A 26,343-nucleotide genomic window follows, 5' to 3' on the forward strand; every position below is an offset into this window, starting at 1 on the left:
TACCAGATGGTAAAGGGAAGGCCATCCCGCCCGGGGGGCGGCGGATTGTGCGGTGCCGCCGCCGTCATTCCCGGTTGAAACCGCTTCTCGCGCGCCTTAAGCAGGGTGCGGTCGCCTTTTGCCGCGTCATACGGGAAGAGCCATCGTGACTTCAGCATTGCGCCTCTTGCAGGTCGCCGCCGCCACCTTGGCCCTCGCCTTGAGCTGCGAGGCGCGCGCCACCACCGACATCGCGCTGTGGCACGCCATGTCGGGCGAGCTTGGCAAGCAGCTCGAGAAGCTCACCTCGGACTTCAACGCCTCGCAGTCGGACTATCGCATCGTGCCTGCCTACAAGGGCAATTACACCGAGACGGTGACGGCCGCGATCTTTGCTTTCCGCTCGCGCAGCCAGCCTGCGATCGTCCAGGTCAACGAGGTCGCCACCGCGACCATGACCGCCGCCAAGGGCGCCATCTATCCCGTCTACAGCATGATGCGCGACATGGGCGAGCCGTTCTCGCTGAACGACTACCTTCCGGCGGTCTCCGGCTATTACACCGATGCCACGGGCAACCTGCTGTCCTTCCCGTTCAACTCGTCGACGCCCATCCTCTATTACAACAAGACCATGTTTCGCGACGCCGGCCTCGACCCGGAGACGCCGCCGAAGACCTGGCCCGAGCTTGGGCTGGCGGCAAAACGGCTGCGCGACCGCGGCGCCGTGTGCGGCTTCACCACGTCGTGGCCGTCCTGGATCCACATCGAGAATTTTTCGGCGTTTCACAATCTGCCGGTGGCCACGCGCGGGAATGGCTTTGCTGGCCTTGATGCGGAATTGACCATCAACAATCCGGTCGTGGTCAAGCACATCGCCCAGCTCGTTGAATGGCAAAAGACAAAGCTGTTCGACTATAGCGGCCGCGGGCAGGCGGCCGAGCCGCGTTTCCAGAACGGCGAATGCGGCATCTTCATCGGCTCGTCGGCGACGCGCGCCGACATCAAGGCGAATTCGAAATTCGAGATCGGCTACGGTATGATGCCGTACTGGCCGGATGTGAAGGGCGCACCGCAGAATTCCATCATCGGGGGCGCCACGCTGTGGGTGCTGCGTGACCGGCCGCGCCAGGAATACAAGGGCGTGGCGCGGTTCTTCGCCTATCTGTCGCAGCCCGGCGTGCAAGCCGCCTGGCACCAGAACACGGGCTATTTGCCTGTGACCCGCGCCGCCTTCGAGCTGACGCGCGCGCAAGGCTTCTATGAGCGCAATCCGGGCTCGGCGATCTCGTTCGAGGAGATCACGCTGCATCCGCCGACGGAGAATTCGAAGGGCATAAGGCTCGGCTCCTTCAACCTGATCCGCGGCACCATCGAGGAAGAGCTCGAGCGGGCATTTGCCGGCCAGAAAAGCGCGCAAGGTGCGCTCGATGCCGCGGTCGAACGCGGCAACAAGCTGCTGCGCCAGTTCGAGCGCGCCAGCCCCGAGCGATAGCGGTCGGCCTGCGCGCGGGGCGTGGGTCCGTTCACCGGCCAAGTCCCATCCGTCGCCACACAACCTGAAATATGTGCGCGAGTTCACACACACCGCGCCATGCACCTGCAATAATCGCAGACGGCCTGTCACCCAAGCTGGTGGCAACGCTTGTCGCCGCCGATCGGCGGCGATGAAACTTGTAGCTGTTTCGCCCTTTCATTTTTCAGAAAATCGCATTGGAGGCTATCAATGCCCTGCTCATGCTTCATCATCCCGAATGATGTTCTGACCAAGCTCTCCCAGGACAAGAAGCTCTCGGCTTCGGTCCGCAAGCGGATGGTCGACACGGTCCAGATCAGTCATGAACTGCGCGAATTGCGCAACCAGGCTGCGAGATTCACCAGCGTCGCTGCGACGCGTGCCGATGGGTTGGTCACGCTTGCCGCGGCACCATCAGTCACGGTCTACGACTGCAAGCACACGCAGACGCTGCCGGGCACCCCGATTCCGAAGCCGAAGACGTCGTCGGACGGATCCGTCAAGCGCAGCTTCAACCAGACCAGCAAGGTGGCAAAGTTCTACGAGCAGGTCTTCAACCGGAACTCGATCGACGATCATGGCATGACCATGATGTCGTCGGTTCATTTCGGCCAGAGCTACAACAACGCGATGTGGAACGGGTCGCAAATGCTCTATGGCGACGGTGACGGCAGCATCTTCGTCGATTTCACCAGAGGCAACGACGTCATCGGTCATGAGCTGACCCATGGTGTGACCCAGCATAGTCTGCAGCTGGCCTATAGCGGCGATGCCGGCGGCCTGAACGAGAGCATCTCGGATTGCTTCGGCTCGATGTTCCGGCAGTGGGAAGCCAACCAGAACGTCAAGAAGGCGGACTGGCTGATCGGGCGCGACATCATGGGGCCGGGTTCGAAGAAGAAAGGTTTCACCTGCCTGCGCGACATGGCCGATCCCGCAGCCAAGCACTGCCTGGCGCCGCAACCGACCAAGTATTCCCAGATCACGCCGGGCATGGATCCGCACTATTCGAGCGGGCCGCCCAATCTGGCTTTCTGCACGGCTTGCGTGACGCTGGGCGGTAATAGTTGGGGCCCGATCGGGCAAGTGTGGTATCGTTCGCTCACGGGGTTCGGCCCGACGCCGAACATGACGATGAAGGCATTTGCCGCCCGGACCCGTCAGGTGGCGCACACAATGTATCCGAGTACGGCTGCCGTCTCCGCCGCCGTCAACGCCGGGTGGACGAAGGTGGGGCTGTAATCGCTGCAGCACGCCGCGAAAGGATGAGAGCGTGGATCGTTTGAAGATCGAGCGCGTAGGTGGGGTCGCCGGCTTCGGCGGCCCTCACCTCAAGAGCCGGGGTGAATTGGCATTGTCGGATCTGTCGCCCGCCGATCAGAAGACGGTGGAGTCGCTCTTTGCCGATCCAAAGAAAGTTCCCGCCTCGCATCCAGGACAGGCTGACGCGTTCAGTTACCGGATCACCCGCGGTTCCCAGACGATCGAAGTGCCCGAACATGCGGTCCCCTCGACCATCAAGAGCAGCGTCAAGGATGTGCTGGAGTAGGGTCAGGCCGAGCCGGGGACTCTGATGGAAGAGACATTGTCGCCGGATGCGGCCGGCGCTTGGGGGCCGTCGGCTTCGACGAACCTTGCGGCCTATCGTGCCTTGCGTGCCGACCGGTCACGATGGCTGCCGATCGCGCTCGATATCGCTCGCAGCCACGGCATCGATGCCGGCGCGCCGCATGTGTTCTCGACCGGCACCAATCTTGTGGTTGGCCTCGGCGATCGCCTGATCCTGAAAATCTTCCCGCCGCTGCTGCGCGGGCAATTCGTCTCCGAACGCGGCTCGCTGATGCAGCTCGCGGGCCGGCTTCATTTGCCGATCCCCGAGATCGTCGCTGAGGGGGAGCGCGACGGCTGGCCCTATCTGATCATCACGCGGCTATCTGGCACGCTCGGATCGGAGGTCTGGCCATCCTTGCCGGAAGCGCAGAAAGAGCGCGTGCTGCGCCAGATCGGCGAGACCATCGCCGCCGTCCAGCGCGCGCCGCTCGGCCCGCTCGCAGGGCTCGAGCCGCGCTGGGATGTTTTCATGCGCGCGCAGATGCAGGGCTGCCGTATGAGGCACACGCGTCTTGGCCTCGCGCCGAAATTTCTTGCTGGCCTCGACGATCTCCTGCGCGACGCGGCGACGCTGATCCCGATGGACGCGCCGCCGGTGATCTTGATCGGCGAATACATTCCGGAAAATTTTCTGCTCGCCAGCCGCGACGATCAATGGTCGCTCGCCGGCCTGTTCGATTTCGGCGACGTGCGCGCGGGATGGCGCGACTACGATCTGCTCGGCCCCAGCGCCTTCATGTCGGCGGGCCGGCCGGGCAGGGTGCGCAGCCTGCTCGAAGGCTTTGGCTACGCGAAGCCTGATTTCGCGCTGAAGCGCCGCCTGATGGCATTGATGCTGCTGCACCACGCCAGCGACCTCAACAGCCACATCTGCATCGAGGGCTGGCAGGACAAGGTGAGCGATCTGGTCGAATTGCAGGAGCTGATCTGGGCGGAGTGATTATTTGGCTCCGTCCCTCTCCGTCATTCCGGGGCGCCGCGAAGCGGCGAGCCCGGAATCCATTCTTCGGCATGTTCTGCGGCCCGATGGATTCCGGGCTCGATGCTGCGCATCACCCCGGAATGACAGGCGTTGCCTATTGGGCGTGCCGGCCTCAAACTTTGCCTATTAAATAAGCAAATGTTTCTCTTTGCATGCAATGCTTGGAGCTTGAGCTTCGATCCCTCGTCCGCGTATTCGATAATACACAAGTAATATCAAATATTTATTCTTGATTTGGCTTCCCCATAACCTTGGCACGAACCTTGCGAACCCAGTTCCGACCAGAAACTTCTGAGTTGGAGCACCCGCCATGAAGCGCCGCGATTTCCTCAAATCCGTCTCCGGATTGGCCGCTGGCGCGGCGCTTCCGGCCGCGCCCCAAATCATCTCCTCGGCCTATGCCGATGCCCGCTCCGAGACGCTGCTGATCGTCTCGGAAGGCGGTCCCAACAATCTCGACATCCATGGCGTCGGCACCAACGTGCCCGGCTATGAGGTGTCGTGGAATTGCTACGACCGCCTGATCAGCCACGAGATGAAGAGCGGTCCCGGCGGCGTGCCCTATTACGACCGCGACAAGTTCAAGGGCGAGCTCGCCGAGGAGTTCAAGATCGACGACATGTCGGTCACCTTCAAGCTGCGCAAGAACGCCAAATTCCACGATGGCGCGCCTGTCACGGCGAAGGACGTGAAGTGGTCGCTCGATCGAGCCGTCAGCGTCGGCGGCTTCCCGACCTTCCAGATGAGCGCGGGCTCGCTCACCAAGCCGGAGCAGTTCGTCGTCATCGACGACTACACCGTGCGTGTCGACTTCCTGAAGAAGGACAGGCTGACCGTTCCCGATCTCGCCGTCATCGTGCCCTGCATCGTCAACTCCGAACTGGTGAAGAAGAATGCCAGCGAGAAAGACCCCTGGGGCCTCGAGTTCACGAAGCAGCAGACCGCGGGCTCCGGCGCCTACAAGGTGACGAAGTGGACCGCCGGCACCGAAGTGGTCATGGAGCGCAACGACGATTGGGTCTGCGGTCCGTTGCCGAAGATCAAGCGCGTGATCTGGCGCATGGTGCCGCAGGCCGGCAACCGCCGCGCGCTGCTGGAGCGCGGTGACGCCGACATTTCCTACGAGCTTCCGAACAAGGATTTTCAGGAGATGAAGGCCAACGGCAAGCTCAACGTCGTCTCGCTGCCGTTCTCCAACGGCATCCAGTATATCGGCATGAATGTCACCAAGCCGCCCTTCGACAATCCGAAGGTGCGCCAGGCCGTCGCCTACGCGCTGCCCTATCAGAAGATCATGGACGCCGTGATGTTCGGGCTCGCCAACCCCATGTTCGGCGCGCCGAAGGACAAGCCGACCGAAGTCGCCTGGCCGCAGCCGCACAAATACAACACCGACATCGAGAAGGCGAAGGCGCTGATGGCGGAAGCGGGCGTCGCCGGCGGCTTCGAGACCACGATCTCGTTTGACCTGAATTTTGCCGGCGTCAACGAGCCGCTCTGCGTGCTGGTGCAGGAGAGCCTCGCGCAAATCGGCATCAAGACCACCATCAACAAAGTGCCGGGTGCCAACTGGCGCACCGAATTGAACAAGAAGGAGATGCCGCTCTTCACCAACGTGTTCTCGGGCTGGCTCGATTACCCCGAATACTTCTTCTACTGGTGCTATCACGGCAACAATTCCGTCTTCAACACCATGAGCTACAAGTCGGCGGAGATGGACAAGCTCATCGACGGCGCGCGCACCGCCGCCGCGGCCGGTGACACCGCAACCTACGAGGCCGATGTGAAGGGTTTCGTCGACCTTGCCTTCACCGACATCCCGCGCATCCCGCTGTATCAGCCTTTCGTCAACGTCGCGATGCAGAAGAACATCTCGGGCTATCAGTACTGGTTCCACCGCAGGCTCGATTACCGCGCGATGGCGAAGGGGTGAGCCGTCATGCTCACCATGATCGGCAAGCGCCTGATGTTCGCGATTCCCTCGCTGATCGGCGTCGTCATCGTCACCTTCCTGCTGACGCGCGCGCTGCCCGGTGATCCTGCTGCGTATTTTGCCGGTCCCGCCGCGACCAAGGAAGCGGTCGAGCAGATCCGCAAGAAGCTCGGCCTCGACAAGCCGCTGATCGAGCAGTTCTTCCGCTACACCAACGATCTCGCCCATGGCGATTTCGGCAATTCGCTCACCACGGGACAGCCGGTCGCGACCGAGATCCGCAATCGCCTGCCGGCCTCCGCCGAGCTCACACTGCTCGGCCTCATCGTCTCCATCGTCATCGCCATTCCGCTCGGTGTGCTGGCGGCAACGCGGCCGGGCTCGTGGATCGACCATCTCTGTCGCATCACGACGACAGCGGGCGTGTCGCTACCCGTGTTCTTCACCGGCCTGATGCTGGTCTATCTCTTCTACTTCCAGCTCGGCTGGTCGCCCGCGCCGCTCGGCCGGCTCGACGTCTTCTACAGCGCGCCGCCGACGGTGACCGGGTTCTATCTGATCGACACGCTGATCGCGCGTGACTTCGAAGCGTTCCGCTCGGCGTTGAGCCAGCTCATCCTGCCGGCGACGACGCTTGCGATCTTCTCCCTGGCGCCGATCGCGCGCATGACCCGCGCCTCGATGCTGGCGGTGCTCGCCTCTGAGTTCGTCCGCACCGCGCGCGCCAGCGGACTGTCGCCGACGACCGTCATCGTCACCTACGCTTTCCGGAATGCGATGCTGCCCGTGATCACCACGCTCAGCATGGTGTTCTCGTTCCTGCTGGGCGCCAACGTGCTGGTCGAAAAAGTCTTCGCCTGGCCCGGCATCGGCTCCTACGCCGTGGAAGCGTTGATCTCCTCGGACTTCGCGCCGGTGCAGGGTTTCGTCCTCACCATGGCGGTGATGTACGTGCTGCTCAATCTCGTGATCGACATCCTCTACGGCGTGATCGATCCGCGCGTGCGGTTGGAGGGCTGAACCATGAGCTCTGTTGCGCCTGCTGTTGAGCCTGTTGGCCCCGCACGCACCTCGGGGCTGTCTGCGATCCTCGAACAGACACGCTATGTGCTGAGCGAGAACAAGGTCACGGGCTTCGCTTTCGCTCTGCTGATCCTGATCCTGATCGCGGCGATCTTCGGTCCTTATGTCGTGCCCCATGATCCGCTCGCCTCCGACACTGCCGCGGCGCTGAAGCCGCCGTCGGCCGCGCACTGGTTCGGCACCGATCAGCTCGGTCGCGACATCTTCAGCCGCGTCGTGGTAGCGACGCGGCTCGATACGTTCATCGCGGTCGCTTCCGTCGTGCTGGTGTTCCTGATGGGCGGCCTCGCCGGCATCGCGGCCGGTTATTTCGGCGGCTGGACCGACCGCATCGTCGGCCGCATCGCCGACACCATCATGGCCTTTCCGCTGTTCGTGCTGGCGATGGGCATCGTCGCCGCCCTCGGCAACACCGTCCAGAACATCATCCTGGCCACGGCCATCGTGAACTTCCCGCTCTATGCTCGTGTCGCGCGCGCCGAAGCCAATGTCCGCCGCAACGCCGGCTTCGTGCAGGCCGCGCGGCTATCAGGCAACGGCGAATTCCGCATCCTGCTGGTGCATATCCTGCCGAACATCATGCCGATCATGATCGTGCAGATGTCGCTGACCATGGGCTACGCCATCCTGAATGCCGCGGGTCTTTCCTTCATCGGGCTTGGCGTTCGCCCGCCGACGGCCGAATGGGGCATCATGGTCGCCGAAGGGGCGGGCTTCATGGTCTCGGGCGAGTGGTGGATCGCGCTATTCCCCGGCCTCGCGCTGATGATCGCCGTGTTCTGCTTCAACCTGCTCGGCGACGGCCTCCGCGACATCGTCGACCCGCAGCGGAGGACGTGATGGTCTGGAAGAAATTCTCCAATAATTCCGGTGCCACTTCTACTGTGCATGGGGTTGCTTTCGACCTCTTGAGCGACGGGAGGCATTCGTGACCGCCCAGCCGCTGCTCGACGTCCAGGATCTCACGGTCGAATTCACCACCCGCCGCGGCATCGTCAAGGCCGTGCAGCACGTCAACATCTCCGTCGCCAAGGGCGAGACGCTCGCCATCGTCGGCGAGTCCGGCTCCGGCAAGTCCGTGACTTCCTATGCGGTGATGCGCATCCTCGACCGGGCGGGGCGGATCGCCGAGGGCTCGGTGATGTTCTCCGGCATCGACGTCAAGGCCGCGAGCGAAGACCAGATGCGCGACCTGCGCGGCCGCGAAGTCTCGATGATCTTCCAGAACCCGCGCGCCGCGCTGAACCCGATCCGCAAGGTGGGTGACCAGATCGAGGACGTGCTGCGCACCCATGTTCAGCAGGCCCAGGTTGCCGATCATGGCGAGAAGGCGATCGAGGCGCTGGAGCAGGTCAAGATTGTCCGCCCGCGCGAGCGCTATCATGCCTATCCGTTCGAGCTCTCAGGCGGCATGTGCCAGCGCGTCGTCATCGCGCTTGCGCTCGCCTGCAATCCGCAGCTGCTGATCGCGGACGAACCGACCACCGGCCTCGACGTCACCACGCAAAAGGCGGTGATGGATCTCATCGTCGAGCTGACCAAGCGCCGCGCGATGTCGACCATCCTGATCACCCACGACCTCGGTCTCGCCGCCGCCTATTGCGACCGTGTCGTGGTGATGGAAAAGGGCCGCGTGGTCGAGACCGCCAAGGCCGCCGATATCTTCGCGAACCCCCAGCACCCCTACACCAGGAAGCTGATGCGCGCGACGCCGCGGCTCGGCGTAAGCTTGCGCGATCTGCTGCCGGAGGAGGAGGGCGCCTTAGCCGCGGCGCCCGCGGAGGCCGCTCCGGCGCCGACTGCAAGTGCGGAGAAGCAGCCCCTTCTGCTCATCGAAAAGCTGGTCAAGGAATATCCCCGCCAGGGCGCCACGGCCACGCTTGGCAAATTGTTCGGCCGCAAGCCGCCCGTCGAGCCGGACGTGTTCCGCGCCGTCGACGGCATCAGCTTCTCGATCGGCCATGGCGAGAGCGTGGGCCTGGTCGGCGAATCCGGCTGCGGCAAATCGACCACGTCGATGATGGTGATGCGCCTGCTCGACCAGACCTCCGGCCTGATCCAGTTCGACGGCGAGGACATCGGCGGCATTCAGCCTGCCGCCTTTGCCCGGCTGCCGCAACGAAGCCGCATCCAGATGGTGTTCCAGGATCCGACCGACAGCCTCAACCCGCGCTTCACCGCGGTGCGCGCCATCGCCGATCCGATCATGCAGCTCGGCGATATTAGGGGACGCGACGCGCTCCGCACCCGCTGCGAGGAACTGGCCACCATGGTCGGCCTGCCGCATAATCTGCTGGATCGTTTCCCGCACCAGCTTTCCGGCGGCCAGAAGGCCCGCGTCGGCATCGCCCGCGCCATCGCGCTGCATCCCAAGCTGGTGATCCTGGACGAGCCGACCGCGGCGCTCGACGTCTCGGTGCAGGCGGTCGTCCTGAACCTGCTTCAGGACCTCAAGGCGCGGCTAGGTATGAGCTATCTGTTCGTGTCGCATGATTTGAATGTAGTGCGCTTGTTGTGCGATCGTGTCATTGTGATGCGGACGGGGCGGATCGTCGAGGAAGGAGCTTCCGAGAAGGTCTTGAGCGACCCGCAGGACGACTACACCAAGGAGCTGCTGACGGCGATCCCGCACCCGCCGTTGCAGGTCCACTAAGAGTGCACTGAGCTTGAGAGAGTGATGGCCGAGCCGCTGGACGACTATATCGACGCCGTATCGAAAGCGCTGGCGCTGCCGGTCGAGGAGGCCTGGCGGCCTGCGGTGCGCGCCAATCTCGAGGTGTCGCTGCGGCTTGGCCGCCTGGTCGACGAATTCGCGCTGCCGGACGAGACCGAGCCGGCGCCAATCTTCACCGCCTGATGCTGCCATGACCTCCAAGCCAGAAATGACGGCCTCGGAAATCGCGGGCGCGGTTACGAGCCGGAAGATGTCGGCCCTCGACGCCACCGAAGCGGCGCTTGCGCGCATCAAGCAGCGCGACACCATCCTCAACGCCTTCACCGACGTCACCGCCGATCGCGCCCGCGCCAAGGCACGCGCCATCGATGCCGATATCGCCGCTGGCAAGGCCGTCGGCCCGCTCGCCGGCGTGCCTTTTGCTGTGAAGAACCTTTTTGACGTTGCCGGGCTTCCGACCCGTGCCGGCTCGAAGATCAATCGTGACCTCGCACCCGCAAAGCGTGACGCCACCCTGATCGAGCGCATGGAGGCCGCCGGCGCCGTCCTCGTCGGCGCGCTCAACATGGGCGAATACGCCTATGACTTCACCGGCGAGAACATCCACGACGGTCCCTCGCGCAACCCGCATGACACCACGCGGATGAGCGGCGGCTCCTCCGGTGGTTCCGGTAGCGCCGTTGGCGGCGCGCTGGTGCCCATTGCTTTGGGCTCCGACACCAACGGCTCGATCCGCGTGCCGTCGTCCTTCTGCGGCATCTTTGGCCTGAAGCCGACCTATGGCCGGCTGTCGCGAGCGCGCTCGTTCCCGTTCGTCGCGAGCCTCGATCATCTCGGCCCGTTCGCACGCTCGGTCACCGATCTCGCGCTCGCCTATGACGCGATGCAGGGCTCGGATGCTGACGATGGCGCTTGCACGACGCGCGGGCTGGAGCCGACCCTGCCGCTGATCGCCAATCCGGTGTCGGATCTGCGCATCGCGATCGCCGGCGGTCACTTCCAGAAGAACGTCTTTCCGGAAGCCGTCGAAGCCGTCAGCCGCGTTGCCAAGGCGCTGGGCGCGACCGACGTCGTGGACGTGCCCGAAGCCTCGCGCGCTCGCGCGGCAGCTTACGTCATCACCACCACCGAAGGTGCCTCGCTGCATCTCGATCGCTTGCGCAAGCGCCCGAACGATTTCGATCCGGCCGTGCGTGACCGGCTGATCGCCGGCGCGATGGTGCCGGCGGCGCTGGTCGACCGCGCGCAAAAATTCCGCCGCTGGTATCGCGCGCAGTTCGCCGAGATCTTCAAGTCGGTCGATGTGCTGCTCGCACCGGCGACGCCCTGCACGGCGCCAAAGCTCGGCCAGATCAATTTCAATCTCGACGGCGTCGAGCTGCCGGTGCGAGCCAATATCGGCATCCACACCCAGCCGATCTCCTTCATCGGCTTGCCGGTGGTTGCCGTGCCGGTGCCGCTTGAGCCGCTGCCGATCGGCGTGCAGATCATCTGCGCACCTTGGCGCGAGGACATCGCGCTGCGCGTCGCGTACGCATTGGAAAAGATGGGCGTGGCCGCCGCGCCAGCCCCAAGGGGACTTTAAGAGGTTTTTGAGATGGAGATCGATCTCCCCGACGTGATCGCGGAAGTCAAAGCCGCATTCGAGCGCTATGAGCAGGCCCTCGTCAGCAACGACGTCGCCGTGCTCGGCGAGCTGTTCCGCAACGATCCCCGTACACTGCGCTACGGCATCGGCGAGAACCTCTACGGCTACGAGGCGATCGCAGGCTTCCGCGCCGGCCGCTCGCCGGTCGGTCTCAACCGCCGCAGGGCGAAGACCGTCATCTCCAGCTATGGTCGCGACACGGCGGTTGCTTCCACCTTGTTCTATCGCGACACGGCTCCCGGCAAGGTCGGCCGCCAGATGCAGACCTGGATTCGCTTCCCGGAGGGCTGGCGCGTCGTCGCTGCCCATGTCAGCATCATCGACGAGTCGAAAGAGACCTGACCGTATGACGCTTGACGATTTTCCGCCAGGGACACTGCCGGCCGAACCGATGGTGCCGCGCGTCGACCGTGCCTCGCCGTCGGTGCAGAAGGTCACGCGCGCGGAGGAGCTGCGTCTCCAACTCGCCGACGAGATCGTGCGGGGAACTCTGGCCCCTGGCGCGCCACTGGACGAGACTGACATCGCGCGGCGCTTCAGCGTCTCGCGGACGCCGGTGCGCGAAGCGCTGCGTCAATTGGTCACGAGCGGCCTGGTCGAGGCGCGGCCCCATCGTGGTGCCGTGGTCGCGCAGCCGTCGATCGAGCGGCTCAAGAGCATGTTCGAGGCGATGGCGGAGCTTGAGGCATTGTGTGCCGGCCTTGCGGCCGAGCGCATGTCGGCCGCCGAGCGTCACGGTTTGGAGGCCATTCACGAAGAGCTGCGCGTTCTCAGCTACGCCGGCAATCCCGATCGCTTCCACGAGGTCAATGAGCGCTTCCACAACGCGATCTATGCGGGATCGCAGAACGGCTACATCGCCGAGATCACGCTGGCGACGCGCGTGCGCGTGCAGCCGTTCCGTCGCGCCCAGTTCCGCAATCTCGGCCGTCTCGCCAAGTCACAAGCCGAGCACGACCGCGTCGTCGTCGCCATCATGCGCGGTGACAAGCAGGGCGCCGCCGCCGCGATGCGCGCCCATATCGAACTGGTGCGCGGGGAGTATGAGATTTACGCGGTGTCGGTGTAGGGCGCCGCCTACGTCTTGGCGGCTTCCGCCATGAACTTTCGCCAGCCGCCATACGCCGTGATATCGCGCGCCTCGCCCAGCACCTCCGGCTCGACGAGAAACCCTTTCACGCTACGACCATCCGTTAGCCTGATCGTCCCGATCGCCATCGGCGCAGGAATCGCATTCACGAACTTGCCGAACGCAGACGACGACAACGTCCAGATTTCGAGCTCAATCGACGCGCCCTTGCCCGCCTCGACGCGCAACATGCCGGGCTTCGGCGGTGCGGTCGGAAGCGCATAGAGCTTGTAGTCCGGTGCGGTCTTGGTCACCTCGATCAGCTTCGCATTCAGTGCCTTCAATTCCCCGTTCAGCGCCATGCCGGAGAGGTGTGCGCCGACGACGGCAATCGGAATCTCGTCGCTACTGTTCGTGGGAAGGGCCGCAAGCGGTGCCTGCGCCACGCCCTTCGCGCCAACGGTCAGTTTCGTATCTGCATGGAAGACGCGGCCGATGCTCGCGAGCATCCCATCGCGTCCTGCCGGCGCCAGCAGCGTGATGCCGAACGGAATGCCGTCCGCGCGCATCGATGCCGGCACAGCGAGGCCGCAGAGGTCGAGCAGGTTGACGAAATTGGTGTAGGTGCCGAGCCGGCTGTTGAGCTCGATCGGATTGGCCAGCACCTGCGCGGTCGTATAGGCCGTCGGCGCCGTCGGTAGCACCAGCGCGTCGATGTTGGCAAACGTGCGCTCGGCGATCTTGCGCAGTCCCTGGAGACGATAAAGCGCCGAGAAGGTCTCGGCTGCCGTCAGCCGCGCGCCGGCCGCGGTGATCTCGCGCGTCACCGGATGAATCGAATCGGGCGCGGATGCCAGCAGATTCTTGATCACGAGATAGCGCTCTGCGACCCACGGGCCCTCATAGAGCAACCGGGCGGTCTCGTAGAACGGCTCGAGGTCGAATTCAACCAGCGTTGCCCCAAGTGCGGTCCAGCGCTTCAGCGCATCGGCGTAAGCGGCTTCCGATTTCTTGTCGCCAAAGAAGATCAGCTGCCCGTTGCGCGGCACGCCGAGGCGCAGCTTGGTCGGGAAGGCGGTGATTGGCTCAAATGGCCGGTCGCGCGAGAACGGATCGGCCTGGTCGGGGCCGGCCATCACCGAGAGCGCGAGCGCCGCATCATCCACCGTCAGTGCGAACACCGAGATGCAGTCGAGCGTGCGGCAGGCTGGCACCAGGCCCGCGGTCGAGATCATGCCGAGGCTCGGCTTCAGCCCGACAATGTTGTTGAGCATCGCCGGCACGCGGCCGCTGCCGGCCGTGTCGGTGCCGAGCGACAGCGGCACGAGCCCTGCGCCGACGGCCGTCGCCGAGCCCGAGCTCGAGCCGCCGGGGATTAGATCCTCGCGGATCGAATTCTTCGGCATGCCATAGGGCGAACGCACGCCGACGAGGCCGGTGGCGAACTGATCGAGATTGGTCTTGCCGATGATGATGGCACCGGCCGCACGCAGCCGCTCCACCGCGGTCGAGTCGTGCGTCGGCGTGTAAGAGAAAGCCGGGCAGGCGGCCGTGGTCGGAAAGCCCAAGGCGTCGATGTTGTCCTTCACCGCGACGGGAATGCCATAGAGCGGCAAGCTGGCGGCATCGGCGCGCGCCGCAAGCTTTTCGGTTTCGGCAAGCGCGTCCTTTTCGTCGCGCAGGCTGATGAAGATGGCGGGATCGTTGTGGTCGCGGATGCGCTGATAGGTCCGGGCGACCGTCTGCGCCGGCGTGAGCGTGCCCGCGCGATGTGCGGCCACAATCGCGGCGATCGTTTCAGGCTGCTCAGCCCCCAGTTCAGCCCCCATGGCGTCAAAACTCCGGCAACATGTCTTCACCCGGAATGAAGCAAGCGATGTGCCATTGTGTACAGAATCCGGGCAGACCTGACGCTTCGGATACTATCGCGAGATCAGTAGGTTGTGGGATGTTTTGCCGATCGGTGGGGTCGCGGCCCCAAAGCCCCGGAACGGGCATCTGCCCAAATCGTGGGCAGTCGTGTCAGGTGAAGCCGGCAAGGATCTGAAGCAGCCGCTCCCGGTTAGCCTTGCCGATCTTCTCCTCGACATGCCGTTCGTGCTCGGCGGCGAGGCGCTTGAATTTTGCCAGCGCTGTCTCGCCCTGCGCGGTCAGGTGCAGCGCGTGCGAACGCCGGTCCGATTTCGATTTGATCCGCTTCACCAGCTTCCGCTCTTCAAGGCTATCGAGCAGATGCACCAGCCTGGCGCGCTCGATGCCGAGGCGTTTTGCCACCGCCATCTGCGAGAGCCCCGGATTGGCGCCGATCACAGTCAGCACCGAATATTGCGTCGGCCGGATATCGACCTCGCCAAGCGTCTTGATGAAGTCCTGAAAGATCCAGATCTGGAAGCGCCGCACCGCGTAGCCGGCGTGGCCGATCAGCGCATCGAGGCCGATCTCGTCCGCGTCGATCCGCCGCGCCGCGCCGTTGCCGGTGCGTTTGCGAGGGGACGTCTGGACTGCGCTGGCTGTCACGTGGGATCTCCTGCCGCGCGACCATAGCGGCTGGAGGCCACGAGCGGAAGATTGTTGTTGACGACAACAATCGTCTTGCCCAACATTATGATCAAAAGCGGCCCGGAACGAGGCTGCGACCGATCCTCTGACACGGGTGAGGAGGAAACCATGATGTCGGCCGTTCGCGGTGACGCTTCTAGCCTGTTCGCAACGCCTAAGACCGTCGCCGAGCATCGCGCCGACGGCAGCATCGTGCTGCGCTCGCCAGAGCCCTTGCGCGATGGTGCGCGCTGTGTCGGCGACTGGCTGGAGCATTTTGCGCGGGAGACACCAGACAAAATCTTCCTCGCCGAGCGAGACAGCGCCGATACGCCGTGGGCCACCATGACCTATGCGGGCGCCTTGCGGCGGGTACGCGCGGCAGCGTCGTGGATTTTGGAGCAGGGGCTCAGCGCGCGGCGTCCCGTCGTCATTCTGTCCGACAACAGCATCGATCACGCGCTGCTCGCGCTTGCCGCCCAGCATGTCGGCGTGCCCTCGGCCGCGATCTCGCCGGCCTATTCGCTGATGTCGAGGGATTTCGACAAGCTGAAAAGCATGATCGCGCTGCTTGAGCCCGGCGCGATCTATGTTTCCGCCACAAAGCCGTTTGCCGCGGCGCTCGCAGCGATCAAGCCGCTGCACACAGCGCAGATCATCAGTGGCGTCACTGACGACGCCGATGCGCTTGCCTTCCGTGCCATCGCGGCAACGTCCGAGTCTCCCGACGTTGCAAAGGCCTTTGCCGCCGTGACGCCCGATACGATCGCAAAATTCCTGTTCACCTCGGGCTCAACAGGCACGCCGAAGGCCGTCATCAACACCCAGCGCATGCTGACCTCGAGCCAACAGGCGAAGGCACAAACCTGGACCTTTCTCGAACAAGGCGATGATCTTGTCATCCTCGACTGGCTGCCCTGGAGCCACACGTTCGGCGCCAACCACAATTTCAATCTCGTGCTGCGCAATGGCGGCTCGCTCTATATCGACGGTGGCAAGCCCGCGCCCGGCCTCTTTTCAACATCGCTGGCCAATTTGAAAAGCGTGATGCCGACGGTCTATTTCAACGTGCCGCGCGGCTTCGATATGCTGATCGCGGCGCTGCGTGGCGACGAGGAACTGCGCCGGCGTTTCTTTGGCGAGGTGAAGTTCGCCTTCTATGCCGGTGCGGCCTTGCCGCAGAATCTCTGGGACGCGCTCGAGCAACTCTCCGTCGAGACCGGTGGCCGCGCACTACCGATGGTCTCGGCGTGGGGCTCGACGGAAACGTCGCCGCTGGCGACCGACTGTCATTTCCTCGCGGAGCGTTCCGGCAATATCGGCGTGCCGATTCCCGGCACCGAATTGAAGCTCGTGACCTCCGGCGACAAGCTGGAGGTGCGGGTGCGTGGCCCCAACGTCACGCCTGGCTATTGGAAAGCGCCGGAGCTGACGAAGCAAGCGTTTGACGAAGAGGGATTTTATCTCATCGGCGACGCCGTGAAGCTCGCGGATGCGAAACGGCCCGAACGTGGCTTGTTCTTTGATGGCCGTGTCGCTGAGGATTTCAAGCTCAACTCGGGCACCTGGGTCAGCGTCGGCACGTTGCGCGTCGCTGGTATCGCCGCCCTGGCGCCGCTTGCGCAGGACATCGTGGTCAGCGGCCATGGCGGCGACGAAGTACGGTTCCTGGTGTTCCCCAATATCGTTGCCTGTCGCGCTCAGGCCGGTTTGCCGGAGGCGGCGGGCGTGGGTGATGTGCTGGCGCACGAGAAGGTCAGGACGGCCATCGCGCAAGGCCTGGCAAAGCTGAAGCAGCAGGGCGCCCATTCCTCCGGTCACGCCACCCGTGCGCTGCTGCTCGCCGAGCCGCCGTCGGTCGATGGCGGCGAAATCACCGACAAGGGCTACATAAATCAACGTGCCGTGCTTACGCGGCGCGCCGACGCTTTGGCGCGGTTGAACGACGATGCGTCGGCCGAGTGGATCGGTTGCGGCTAGACTAACGGAGCCGAATACCGATTGGCCGCGTGCTGCGGCTTGGCGTCCCCCCCTATGCGGATGATGCTTCAAATCGCCGGCACATGTCGCGGTGCGGCGGCACTTGCCAAAATAAGAAATGGAAGTAATGATTATAATATATAACTAAATAGGGAGGTCCGCATGAGGACTGGCTTGATATCGACCGCCGCGCTGGCCGCGCTTCTGGGATCGACCGCCTTGGCTCGCGCCGACGGCGAGGCCTGCTCGCCGGTCACCACCGCGTCGCTCGGCATCTCCAGCATCGAGATAACCGGGTCCAAAACGCAGGACGCCGCTAACGGTCTCCCCAAGCATTGTATTTTGACGGGGCTTGCCAACCGGCGCACGGGAGTCGACGGGAAGCAGTATGCCATCGGGTTCGAATTGCGATTGCCGGCCGAGTGGAACGGCCGCTTCCTGCATCAGGTCAATGGCGGCAATGACGGCGTGGTCGTGCCCGCTCTTGGCAGCCTGCCCGAGGGCTTAGCCTCCGGTGGCACAGTGCCACTGGCGCGCGGTTTTGCCGTGCTGTCGTCGGACAGTGGTCATTCCGGCTCGGACCCCGCGAACAAGTCGCTGGGCCTGACTGCCGGCGCGGCGTTCGGCCTCGATCCGCAGGCGCGGCGCGACTATGGTTATGCCGCCGACATGACGCTGTCGCCGGTCGCAAAGCAAATCATTGCCCTTCACTACGGACGCAAGCCGGATCGCTCCTATATGGCGGGATGCTCGAACGGCGGGCGTCACACCATGGTCGCGGCGTCGCGCATGCCGGAAAATTACGACGGCTTCCTCGTCGGCAATCCTGGGTTCGATCTGCCGCGCGCTGCGATCCAGCACGCCTGGGACGTGCAGGCCTTCCTGAAAGCTGATCCCGATCTGCGCAAGTCCATCACCAAGGAGGACGCCCAGCTCGTTTCCTCGCGCATTACGGAGGCCTGCGATACGCTTGACGGCGTCAAGGATGGGCTGACGGCCAATCTCGCTGCCTGTCAGAAGGCGTTCGATTTCAAGAGTCTGGCCTGTGCGCCGGGGCAGAACAGCGCTTGCTTGTCCGAAGCCAAGGTCGACGCCCTGAAGATGAGCCTCGCCGGACCGAAGAATTCCAAAGGTGAGCCTCTCTATTCCGACTGGCCCCTCGATGGCGGCATCGGCACCGGCAACTGGCGCACCTGGAAGGTCGAGAGCCCCATCGCGCCCTGGAACAATTACCCGATCATCGCCACCATGGGCGCAGCGTCACTGAACTACATCTTCTCGACACCCCCGGTCGTGGTCGAGGGCAGCAACGAGAAGCTGGTCGAGGCACTGAAGGCCTATGATTTCGACAAGGACGCGCCCAGGATTTTCGCCAAGGACGCCACCTTCACGGAATCGGCCATGGACTTCATGACGCCGCCCGACATCGATGATCCAAAGCTCGCATCGCTCCAGAAGTCCGGCGGCAAGATGCTGATCTATCATGGCCAGGCCGATCCGGTATTCTCTGTGAACGACACCATCCGCTGGTACGACCGGCTGAACAAGAACCTGCAGGGGCATGCCGACAGCGTCGCGCGCCTGTTCACGATTCCCGGCGAAACGCATTGCGGTGGCGGCGTCACCCTCGACAAGTTCGATGCACTGACCGCGTTGACCGACTGGGTGGAAAAGGGCAAGGCACCCGAGCGCGTCATTGCGTCCGCCAACCCCGCTAACAAGGAAGTCCCTGCGTCCTGGAGTCCAGGCCGCACGCGGCCGCTGTGCCCCTATCCGAGCTACGCCGCGTATTCCGGGCAGGGCGACAGCGAGGACGCGGCGAATTTCGTCTGCAAGACGCCGTAGCTCGTCGGGTGTCGGCAACCTCGAGGTTCAAAATAAGGGAGGCTCGGCGGATGCGGGGGAAAGGTCAGATTGCATCGAAGATGCAATCTCTCCTCACCCCTTCGCGGCCATCACTTTGGCTGCATCCGAAATCCCTCGTGCCATCGAGACGAATTCGCTCGGCATCATCACCAGCGTCATGGTGTTCTGCTCGGCGCCGACTTCGGTGATCATCTGCATGCGGCGGAGTTCGAGGCCGGCGGGGTTCTGCATGATCACTTCGGCGGCCTGGCGCAGCTGCTCGGCGGCGTCGAGTTCGGCCTCGGCCTTGATCAGGCGTGCGCGCTTCTCGCGCAGGGCTTCGGCCTCCTGAGCCAAGGCGCGCTGCATGCTTGGCGGAATCCCCACGCTCTTCATCTGCACCAGCTCGACCTTGACCCCCCAAGGTTCGGTGGTGGCGTCGATCGCCCTTTGCATGACGTCGGCGATGGTATCTTGTGCCTTGAGGATCTCGTCCAGCGTGTGCTGTCCGAGTACGGCGCGCAGGGTCGTCAGCGAGACCTGTACGACGGCGTTGGAAACGGCCTTCACCTCGATCACGGCGCGCTCGGGATCGACGATGCGATACCAGACCACAGCGTCAACCTTGATCGGAACGTTGTCGCGCGTGATGCCTTCCTGCTGTTCGACGTTGGCGGTAATGGTGCGCAGGTCGAGCTTGTCCTGCCATTCGATCACGGGCCACACCAGATAGAGGCCTGGCCCGGCGGTGCGGTTGAACCTGCCGAGCCGGAATACGACGCTGCGTTCGTATTGATTGGCGACGCGAATGCTCATCAGCAGAAGGATCAGCGCCGCGAAGCCGGCGATCAACAGGAACGAAAGAGGCGCGAAAAAATCGACGACGGACATGGCCGACTCCAACAGGGATCCAATGCGCCGCGGATTAAATAGCGGCCATCGTCGGGTTCAAGCTGGGCGGTCGATGATCGCAGGCAATATATTTTTTGGTCGAGGGACTTGACGTTTAGCCCACCACCTTGCTGCTGCCCTGCGTGATCAGCCGCGCCGCGCGCTGGTCTCGCGCGTAGATCCACAGCCAGCTCAGCGCGACGCTGAGGCGGTGGCGGAGGCCGATCAGGAAGTAGATGTGGGCGATGCCCCAGATCCACCATGCGATGGTACCGCGCAGTTTGACCTTGCCGAAATCGATCACCGCGAGCCGCTTGCCGATCTGCGCGAGGCTGCCGGCGTGCTTGTAGCGGAACGGGGTGGTCGGCGCGCCCTGCAGTCGCGCCTTGATGGTTGCGGCGACATGTTTGCCCTGCTGCTTCGCCGCAGGTGCGATGCCGGGCACGGGCTTGCCGTTCCAGGCGTTGATGTTGACGGTGTCGCCGATCGCGAAGATTTCGGGATGGCCGGGAATGGTGAGATCGTCGGCGATTTGCACGCGTCCGGCGCGATCGCTCGGTGCGCCCAGCCATTCGGCCGCGGGCGAAGCGCGTACGCCGGCGGCCCAGATTCGTGTCTTGGCCTCGAGCAGCTTGCCGCCGAAGACCACGCCATCACGGTTGATCTCGGTCACGGCCTGCCCGAGCACGACCTCGACGCCGATCTTTTCCAGCGAGGCCTGCGCGTAAGCCGAGAGATCGTCGGGAAAGCCCGCCAGCACGCGCGGGCCCGCCTCGATCAGCACGACGCGCGCCTTGTGGGTATCGATGTTGCGGAAATCTGCGGGCAGTGTGTGATGTGCCATCTCGGCGATGGTGCCGGCGAGCTCGACGCCGGTCGGGCCGGCGCCGACGATCACGAAGGTCAATCGCGCCGCGCGCTTCGCGGGATCAGTCTCCCGCTCGGCGCGCTCGAACGCCACCAGGATGTGACGGCGCAGTGTGGTCGCGTCTTCCAGCGTCTTCAGTCCCGGCGCCCATGTCTCCCACTCGTCATGGCCGAAATAGGCGTGGCGCGCGCCGGTGGCGAGCACCAGCGTGTCGTAAGGCACCTCGCTGCCATCGTCGATCTGCACGCATCGCCTGTCGGCATCGACGCCGCTCACTGTAGCAAACAGCGTCGTCACCTCGCGGCGGTCGCGCATGAGATGACGGATCGGCCAGGCGATCTCGCTGGTCGCAAGCGAGGCGGTCGCGACCTGGTAAAGCAGCGGTTGAAACAGATGGTGGTTGCGGCGGTCGATCAGCGTGATCTCCACCGGCGCGCCGGCAAGCCGGTAAGTCGTCTCCAGCCCGCCGAAGCCGGCGCCGACGATGACGACACGATGGGGATTTGCGGCCATGATGCACCCTCTGATCTCGCTGCTTTACTCACTTATTTAAGTGCGGATTGGGTGCCGTGGTCCAATAGCCGTCCTCAATGATGGAATAGGCTTGGCGTATCGATATTCCTGCGAAAAAGCGCCGGAGGCTCCGGACCGGCCTTGGCCGGCCTCGGCCGAAGTGAGTAGAATTATATTTCTTGCCATCTCCGTTTAGGGCGAAATATGGTGCAGGACGAGCCGCTGAGCCATTGGCGGCGCGACAGATTTTGCGTTCAATAGAGGCAGACCCGGGGCGGCGATCACCCCGTTTCCGGGGGCCAATAATAGGGAGGGGAGTGAGTTATGAGGACGGCATACTGGCTGGCGGGCGCAGCGGCGCTGGTGCTGGCAAATCCGGCATTCGCCGGCGACACCATCAAGATCGGTTTCGTCTCGACCTTCAGCGGTCCGACCGCCGTGATCGGCAACGACATGCGCAACTCGTTCGAGCTCGCGCTCGACCATCTCGGACGCAAGATGGGCGGCAAGCCGGTCGAGGTGATCTACGAGGACGATGGCCAGAAGCCTGATGTCGGCAAGCAGAAGACCGAGAAGCTGGTGCAGTCCGACAAGGTCGATTTCCTGGCCGGCTACATCTGGTCGAACGTGCTGCTCGCCTCGCTCAAGACCGCGGTGGACTCGCAGACCTTCCTGATCTCCGCCAATGCCGGCCCGTCGCAGCTCGCGGGCGAGCTGTGTAGCCCTTACGTGTTCTCGACCTCCTGGCAGAACGACCAGACGCCGGCCGCCATGGGCCTTTACATGAACGCGAACGCCGTCAAGAGCGTATTCCTGATCGGCCCGAACTACGCCGCGGGAAAGGATATGCTCGCGGGCCTGAAGAGCACCTTCAAGGGCGAGGTCAAGGGCGAGGAATACACGGTCTGGCCGAGCCAGCTCGACTTCTCCGCCGAGCTGGCGAAAGCCCGCGCCTCCGGCGCTGAATCGATCTTCGTGTTCTATCCCGGTGCGGCCGGCGCGCAGTTCCTCAATCAATATGTCCAGGCCGGCATGAAGAGCACCATGCCGCTCTACACCGCCTTCACCGTCGACGAGACGACGTTGCCGTTGCAGAAGGAGAATGCGTTCGGGGTGCCCGGCGCGCAGGAGTGGGTGAACGATCTGCCGAACGAGCAGAACAAGAAGTTCGTGGCCGACTACCGCGCAAAATATCCGAGCGCCCGGCCGAGCTATTACGGCGCGCAGGCCTATGACGCGGCGCAGCTCATCAACAGCGCGGTGGTCGCCGTCGGCGGCGACACGACCAAGAAGGACGCGATGAAGGCCGAGATGGAGAAGGCCAACTTCAAGTCGCTGCGCGGCGCGTTCAAATACGGCAACAACCACATCCCGATCCAGAACTTCTATCTGCAGGACGTGGTGAAGGGCGCCGGCGGCGAGCTCTCGCTGAAGACCGTCGCCACCATCGTCACCAACGATCAGGACCGCTTCCACGACAAGTGCCCGATGAAGTAAGGGCCTAGTTTCCCCCTCTCCCCGCGTGCGGGGAGAGGAGCCCGCGAGGGGAGAGGGTCATCACACCCGCGGCATGCTCGCGGGCCGCATCTCGCGCGCTTGCGCGGCGAGCCTGATGCCGGCATTGGGCGCGCCAAATCCCTGATAGCTCCGCCGCTCGACGATCTCGAAGAAGAAGCGCTCGTCGAAAATGTGGGTGTAGACCTGGAAGAATTCGCCGTCGCCCTCGCGGTCGTAGAGGATGTGGTTGGCGCGGAGCTTGGCCATGACATCGGGCGCGAGGTCGTATTTAGCTTCGATGTCGTCGTAGTAATTGTCAGGGATATCGAGGAAGCCGGCGCCGCGGGCGCGCATCGCGGCGACGGTCGCAAAGATGTCCTCGCACGCAAAGGCGACATGCTGCACGCCCGAGCCGAAAAACTCCGAGATGAAGCGGGCCGGCAGTGTGCGATTGGCCGAGGAGCCGTTGACGACGAAACGCAGGCTCTGGTCGCCATTGATGAGAGCCTGGCTCTGCACGAGGCCTCTGGGGTCGGCGATCTCCATCTGCGGCAGCCGCTTCAGGTCGAGGATGCCGGTGTAGAACAGCAGCCACGACAGCATCTCGTCATAAGGCATCGACTGCGCGATGTGATCGACCGCGATCAACGCATCCGCGCTTGCGTTGCTCGCGACGGGCTCGAAATCCGTGTCCCAGTTCTTGCCGGCCTGGTCGAGGAAGTACAGAAGGCTGCCGCCGACGCCGTGGATCGCGGGGATCTCCAGCTCGCCCGGCCCCACCGGTTGATAGAAGGTGCGCGCCTTCAGCGTCTCGGCCCGCTGCATGGCAAGGCCGGCATTGTCGATGTCGAGCGCGATGGCGCAGACGCCGGGACCATGGGTGACATAGTGCGAATGCGCAAAGCCGCCGGTCTCCGAGTTGATCACGAGCTCGACCTTGCCTTGCGACCAGCGCTCCACCGCCTTGCTGCGGTGCTTGCCGGTCTTGCGGAAGCCGAGCTGCGAGAACAATTGCGCGAGCTCGCCGGCCTTGGCCTCGTTGACGGCGAATTCGATGAAACCGGTGCCGCTGCTCTTGGGCTTAGGGGCCAGGGGCTCGCCGACGAGCTTTGGCCAGTCCGGGGCGAGGTGGTCCTGCAACAGGATCAGCGAGCGCAGGCCGTCGACCGCCGTCTGCGCCGCGGAGCCGGCGCGGAACTGGTCGTTGAAGATCTCCAGCGACCATGGCCCGGAATAACCGGTCGCCGCGATCGCCTGCATGAACTCGCCGACCGGCAGATCGCCCTGGCCGGGGAAGGAGCGGAAGTGCCGGCTCCACGATAGGATGTCGAGCTCGAGCTTGGGCGCGTCGGCGAGCTGCACCAGGAAGATCTTGTCGCCGGGGATCGAGGCCATGGCGCGAACCGGGAACCCCGGCGCCAGCGCGTGAAAAGAGTCGAGGATGACGCCGATCGCGGGATGATCGGCGCGCCGCACGATCTCCCAGGCGTCGCGATAGTCGTTGACGTGCCGGCCCCAGGCCAGCGCCTCATAGCCGACGCGCAGGCCCCGCTTGGCAGCGCGGTCGCCGAGCTCGCGAAAATCGTCGGCCGCGCGGTCGATGCCGCCGAGCGAGTGAGGGGACACGTTGGAGCAGATCAGCAAGAGATCAGTGCCGAGCTCCTGCATCAGATCGAACTTGCGCTCGGCGCGGGCAAAATTGCGCGCGCGCTGCGGCTCCGGCATGCCCTCGAAATCACGGAACGGCTGGAACGCGCAGATCTCGAGATTGAGGTCCTTGCAGAGCTTTGCGATCTCGCGCGGCTTTGAACCGAACGACAGCAGGTCGTTCTCAAAAATCTCCACCGTCTCGAAGCCTGCGGATGCGATGGCACGCAGCTTTTCGTCGAGGGCGCCAGAGAGGGAGACCGTTGCGATCGAGCGCTTGTTCATGCTGCCTGCTCCATGATGTGGCCCGGCGATATTTTCTGGCCCGTGCGCGCGGCCTCGCTGACGGCCTCGACGACCGCGAGCGTCCCCATCGCATCCTCCGCCGAGATCAGCGGCTGTTCGCGCCCCGCGATCACCGCGCAGAAATGCCGGAGCTGCTCGGCCAGCGGATGGACAGCCGCCGGCGCGATGCTCTCGCGCGCCAGCGGCGCGTACCAGCCAGACTGTTGCGCGTAGGACCAGAGTTCCATGTTCGGCACGGACAACGAGCCCACGGTGCCGGAGAAGATGTAACAGGGCTGGTCTTGCTTGGGATACGCGGGGTTCTCGCCGGAGGTGAGCTCCCAGCTCCACGGTGCCGGCGTTGCGTCCGACACGGCTACTGTTCCGAGCGCACCGCATTCGAAGCGTAGCAGCAATGCGGCGGTATCTTCGACGGCAAAGCCGCGAGCCTTGTTCGAGGTCAGTGCCTGCACCTCGGCGATCTCGCCGCAGATAAAGCGGAGATTGTCGATGTCGTGGATGAGGTTGATCAGCAGCGGGCCGCCGCCGTGCTCGCGCCGCCACGCGACATCAAAATAATCGTCGGGTTTCTTCAGCAACCACAGCCCGACCACGGCCGTGAGCTGGCCGAGCTTGCCTGATGTCACTGCCTCGCGCGCGGCCTTGATGATCGGATTGTGCCGGCGATGATGGCCGACCAGCATCGGCACGCCGGTCCGCATGACCGCGGCGCACAGGCGCCGCGCGGCTGCGACGGTATCAGTCACCGGCTTCTCGATCAGCGCGGGTACGCGGGCCTCAGCGCAATCGAGCGCCATCTGGAAATGCAGTGTGCTCGGGGAGGCGATAATCAAACCGTCTGGCTTCTCGTCCGCAAGCAAAGCGCGATGATCTGCGTGCCAGGGCGTCTTGCGTGCTCGCGCAAACTCTTTCGCGTTGGGGGAGGGGTCAGCGATGCCGGCCAGCACGCAATCCGGCGAAGCGTCGATCAGTTCGACATGGCGGCGGCCGATCAGGCCGGCGCCGGCCACCGCGATGCGCATTTTCGCGCTCATGCCGCGCTCTCCTCCATGGCGCCGCCGAGGAAGAGCTGGCCGATGCGGGGATCGTTCAGAATGCGCTCCGCTTTGTCGACGATACGAGTCTGGCCGAGCTCGAGCACGATGCCGATGTCAGAAATCTCCAGCGCCGAGCGCGCGTTCTGCTCGATCATCAGGATGGTGACGCCGCGGTCACGCAAGGATTTGAGGATGTCGAAGGTCTGCTGCACCATCAGCGGCGACAGCCCGATCGAGGGCTCGTCGATCAGCACCAGCTTCGGCTCGAGCAGCAGCGAGCGGGCGATTTCGAGCTGTTTCTGCTCGCCGCCGGACAAGGTCGAGGCCTGCTGGGTCGATTTGCGCCGCAGCGCCGGAAACAGGTCGAGCGCGGCCTCGATTCGTGTCGGCAGGTCGATGCCCTTCGCCGCGACCCCGCCGAGCTCGATGTTGTGACGTACCGAAAGCTCGGGAAAGATGTTGCGGCCCTGCGGCACGTAGCAGATGCCGGCATTGAGCAGCGCGCGCTGGCTCAAGTTTGTGACGTCGCGGCCGGCAAAGCTGATCTTGCCCTCGCGGAGCTTCAAGAGACCGAAGATCGCCTTGAACACGGTGGACTTGCCGGCGCCGTTGGGGCCAATGATCGTGGTGATCGTCGCGGACGGCACCGAGAAGGTGGTGCCGTTCAGAATCGTCATCTTGCCGTAGCCGCCGACGAGATTGTGAACCGAGAGGATCGGGTCGCTCATG

At 64.0% G+C, this 26,343-nt stretch carries 22 protein-coding genes; 15 read left to right on the forward strand and 7 right to left on the reverse strand.

All coding sequences use genetic code 11. The features are described from left to right. The first annotated feature begins 145 nt into the window (after nucleotides 1-145). The 12 genes from ugpB (at nucleotide 146) to XI06_RS39780 (ending at nucleotide 12,492) form a co-directional block, all read left to right on the forward strand. Nucleotides 146-1,471 carry a sn-glycerol-3-phosphate ABC transporter substrate-binding protein UgpB gene (gene ugpB / locus XI06_RS39725; RefSeq protein WP_377803128.1) on the forward strand — a complete coding sequence of 442 codons (1,326 nt, stop codon included), beginning with the start codon at nucleotides 146-148 and terminating at the stop codon, nucleotides 1,469-1,471. A 231-nt stretch (nucleotides 1,472-1,702) separates the two neighbouring features. After that, nucleotides 1,703-2,734 (forward strand): M4 family metallopeptidase, encoded by a 1,032-nt coding sequence (locus tag XI06_RS39730; protein WP_237872259.1) that lies wholly within the window; start codon nucleotides 1,703-1,705, stop codon nucleotides 2,732-2,734. 31 nt (nucleotides 2,735-2,765) lie between these two features. Then, the gene (locus XI06_RS39735; protein ID WP_237860190.1) at nucleotides 2,766-3,041 is read left to right on the forward strand and encodes a protealysin inhibitor emfourin; all 276 of its coding nucleotides are present in this window, start codon (nucleotides 2,766-2,768) and stop codon (nucleotides 3,039-3,041) included. A 24-nt stretch (nucleotides 3,042-3,065) separates the two neighbouring features. After that, complete coding sequence (locus XI06_RS39740) at nucleotides 3,066-4,043, forward strand: aminoglycoside phosphotransferase family protein (RefSeq protein WP_237890941.1); 978 nt, start codon at nucleotides 3,066-3,068, stop codon at nucleotides 4,041-4,043. 352 nt (nucleotides 4,044-4,395) lie between these two features. Beyond that, entirely contained in the window at nucleotides 4,396-6,018 is a 1,623-nt protein-coding gene (locus XI06_RS39745) for an ABC transporter substrate-binding protein (protein WP_271607789.1), read from the forward strand. Between the two features lie 6 nt (nucleotides 6,019-6,024). After that, on the forward strand, nucleotides 6,025-7,038 hold the full coding sequence (locus XI06_RS39750) for an ABC transporter permease (RefSeq protein WP_237860183.1): 1,014 nt from the start codon (nucleotides 6,025-6,027) through the stop codon (nucleotides 7,036-7,038). Nucleotides 7,039-7,041: 3 nt separating this feature from the next. Next, the gene (locus tag XI06_RS39755; RefSeq protein WP_237890935.1) at nucleotides 7,042-7,941 is read left to right on the forward strand and encodes an ABC transporter permease; all 900 of its coding nucleotides are present in this window, start codon (nucleotides 7,042-7,044) and stop codon (nucleotides 7,939-7,941) included. 88 nt (nucleotides 7,942-8,029) lie between these two features. Continuing rightward, on the forward strand, nucleotides 8,030-9,754 hold the full coding sequence (locus XI06_RS39760) for a dipeptide ABC transporter ATP-binding protein (protein WP_271607790.1): 1,725 nt from the start codon (nucleotides 8,030-8,032) through the stop codon (nucleotides 9,752-9,754). A 24-nt stretch (nucleotides 9,755-9,778) separates the two neighbouring features. Next, nucleotides 9,779-9,958, forward strand: coding sequence for a DUF4089 domain-containing protein (locus XI06_RS39765; RefSeq protein ID WP_128930863.1), 180 nt, complete (start codon nucleotides 9,779-9,781; stop codon nucleotides 9,956-9,958). Between the two features lie 7 nt (nucleotides 9,959-9,965). Then, nucleotides 9,966-11,360, forward strand: coding sequence for an AtzE family amidohydrolase (locus tag XI06_RS39770; protein WP_237872248.1), 1,395 nt, complete (start codon nucleotides 9,966-9,968; stop codon nucleotides 11,358-11,360). 12 nt (nucleotides 11,361-11,372) lie between these two features. Then, nucleotides 11,373-11,765, forward strand: coding sequence for an oxalurate catabolism protein HpxZ (hpxZ, locus tag XI06_RS39775; protein WP_057747099.1), 393 nt, complete (start codon nucleotides 11,373-11,375; stop codon nucleotides 11,763-11,765). 4 nt (nucleotides 11,766-11,769) lie between these two features. Further along, nucleotides 11,770-12,492 carry a GntR family transcriptional regulator gene (locus XI06_RS39780; RefSeq protein ID WP_237860178.1) on the forward strand — a complete coding sequence of 241 codons (723 nt, stop codon included), beginning with the start codon at nucleotides 11,770-11,772 and terminating at the stop codon, nucleotides 12,490-12,492. A gap of 8 nt (nucleotides 12,493-12,500) precedes the next feature. Here the strand turns inward: XI06_RS39780 and atzF are convergent, their stop codons facing one another. After that, nucleotides 12,501-14,321, reverse strand: a complete 1,821-nt coding sequence (atzF, locus tag XI06_RS39785; protein WP_271607791.1) for an allophanate hydrolase — start codon at nucleotides 14,319-14,321, stop codon at nucleotides 12,501-12,503. Between the two features lie 193 nt (nucleotides 14,322-14,514). Next, on the reverse strand, nucleotides 14,515-15,009 hold the full coding sequence (locus XI06_RS39790; RefSeq protein ID WP_271607792.1) for a MarR family winged helix-turn-helix transcriptional regulator: 495 nt from the start codon (nucleotides 15,007-15,009) through the stop codon (nucleotides 14,515-14,517). A 150-nt stretch (nucleotides 15,010-15,159) separates the two neighbouring features. Here XI06_RS39790 and XI06_RS39795 point away from each other — a divergent pair, with 150 nt between their 5' ends. Both XI06_RS39795 and XI06_RS39800 read left to right on the forward strand, forming a co-directional pair. Beyond that, nucleotides 15,160-17,010, forward strand: coding sequence for a feruloyl-CoA synthase (locus XI06_RS39795; protein ID WP_271607793.1), 1,851 nt, complete (start codon nucleotides 15,160-15,162; stop codon nucleotides 17,008-17,010). 162 nt (nucleotides 17,011-17,172) lie between these two features. Beyond that, nucleotides 17,173-18,855: a tannase/feruloyl esterase family alpha/beta hydrolase gene (locus XI06_RS39800; RefSeq protein ID WP_237860171.1), complete on the forward strand. Its 1,683-nt coding sequence runs from the start codon at nucleotides 17,173-17,175 to the stop codon at nucleotides 18,853-18,855. A 93-nt stretch (nucleotides 18,856-18,948) separates the two neighbouring features. On the opposite strand, the gene XI06_RS39805 is transcribed toward XI06_RS39800, so the two are convergent. Together XI06_RS39805 and XI06_RS39810 are read right to left on the reverse strand one after the other, a co-directional pair. Continuing rightward, nucleotides 18,949-19,746 carry a slipin family protein gene (locus XI06_RS39805; RefSeq protein ID WP_271607794.1) on the reverse strand — a complete coding sequence of 266 codons (798 nt, stop codon included), beginning with the start codon at nucleotides 19,744-19,746 and terminating at the stop codon, nucleotides 18,949-18,951. A gap of 115 nt (nucleotides 19,747-19,861) precedes the next feature. After that, nucleotides 19,862-21,127, reverse strand: coding sequence for an NAD(P)/FAD-dependent oxidoreductase (locus XI06_RS39810; RefSeq protein ID WP_237860167.1), 1,266 nt, complete (start codon nucleotides 21,125-21,127; stop codon nucleotides 19,862-19,864). A gap of 324 nt (nucleotides 21,128-21,451) precedes the next feature. On the opposite strand from XI06_RS39810, the gene XI06_RS39815 reads away from it, so the two are divergent. Further along, a complete protein-coding gene (locus XI06_RS39815; RefSeq protein ID WP_237860165.1) occupies nucleotides 21,452-22,624 on the forward strand; it encodes an ABC transporter substrate-binding protein in 1,173 nt (390 codons plus the stop codon). Nucleotides 22,625-22,684: 60 nt separating this feature from the next. Here XI06_RS39815 and XI06_RS39820 read toward each other — a convergent pair whose 3' ends face one another. Genes XI06_RS39820 through XI06_RS39830 form a run of 3 tightly spaced genes read right to left on the reverse strand, consistent with a single transcriptional unit; the run spans nucleotide 22,685 to nucleotide 26,342 of the window. Beyond that, nucleotides 22,685-24,556, reverse strand: a complete 1,872-nt coding sequence (locus tag XI06_RS39820; protein ID WP_271607795.1) for a bifunctional sugar phosphate isomerase/epimerase/4-hydroxyphenylpyruvate dioxygenase family protein — start codon at nucleotides 24,554-24,556, stop codon at nucleotides 22,685-22,687. Beyond that, complete coding sequence (locus XI06_RS39825; protein ID WP_271607796.1) at nucleotides 24,553-25,611, reverse strand: Gfo/Idh/MocA family protein; 1,059 nt, start codon at nucleotides 25,609-25,611, stop codon at nucleotides 24,553-24,555. Before XI06_RS39825 ends, XI06_RS39820 begins: the two co-directional genes overlap by 4 nt. Further along, complete coding sequence (locus XI06_RS39830) at nucleotides 25,608-26,342, reverse strand: ABC transporter ATP-binding protein (RefSeq protein WP_271607797.1); 735 nt, start codon at nucleotides 26,340-26,342, stop codon at nucleotides 25,608-25,610. Before XI06_RS39830 ends, XI06_RS39825 begins: the two co-directional genes overlap by 4 nt. Nucleotide 26,343 lies beyond the last annotated feature (1 nt).

The organism is Bradyrhizobium sp. CCBAU 11434 (assembly GCF_028128895.1).
Taxonomy (GTDB): Bacteria; Pseudomonadota; Alphaproteobacteria; order Rhizobiales; family Xanthobacteraceae; genus Bradyrhizobium; species Bradyrhizobium zhengyangense.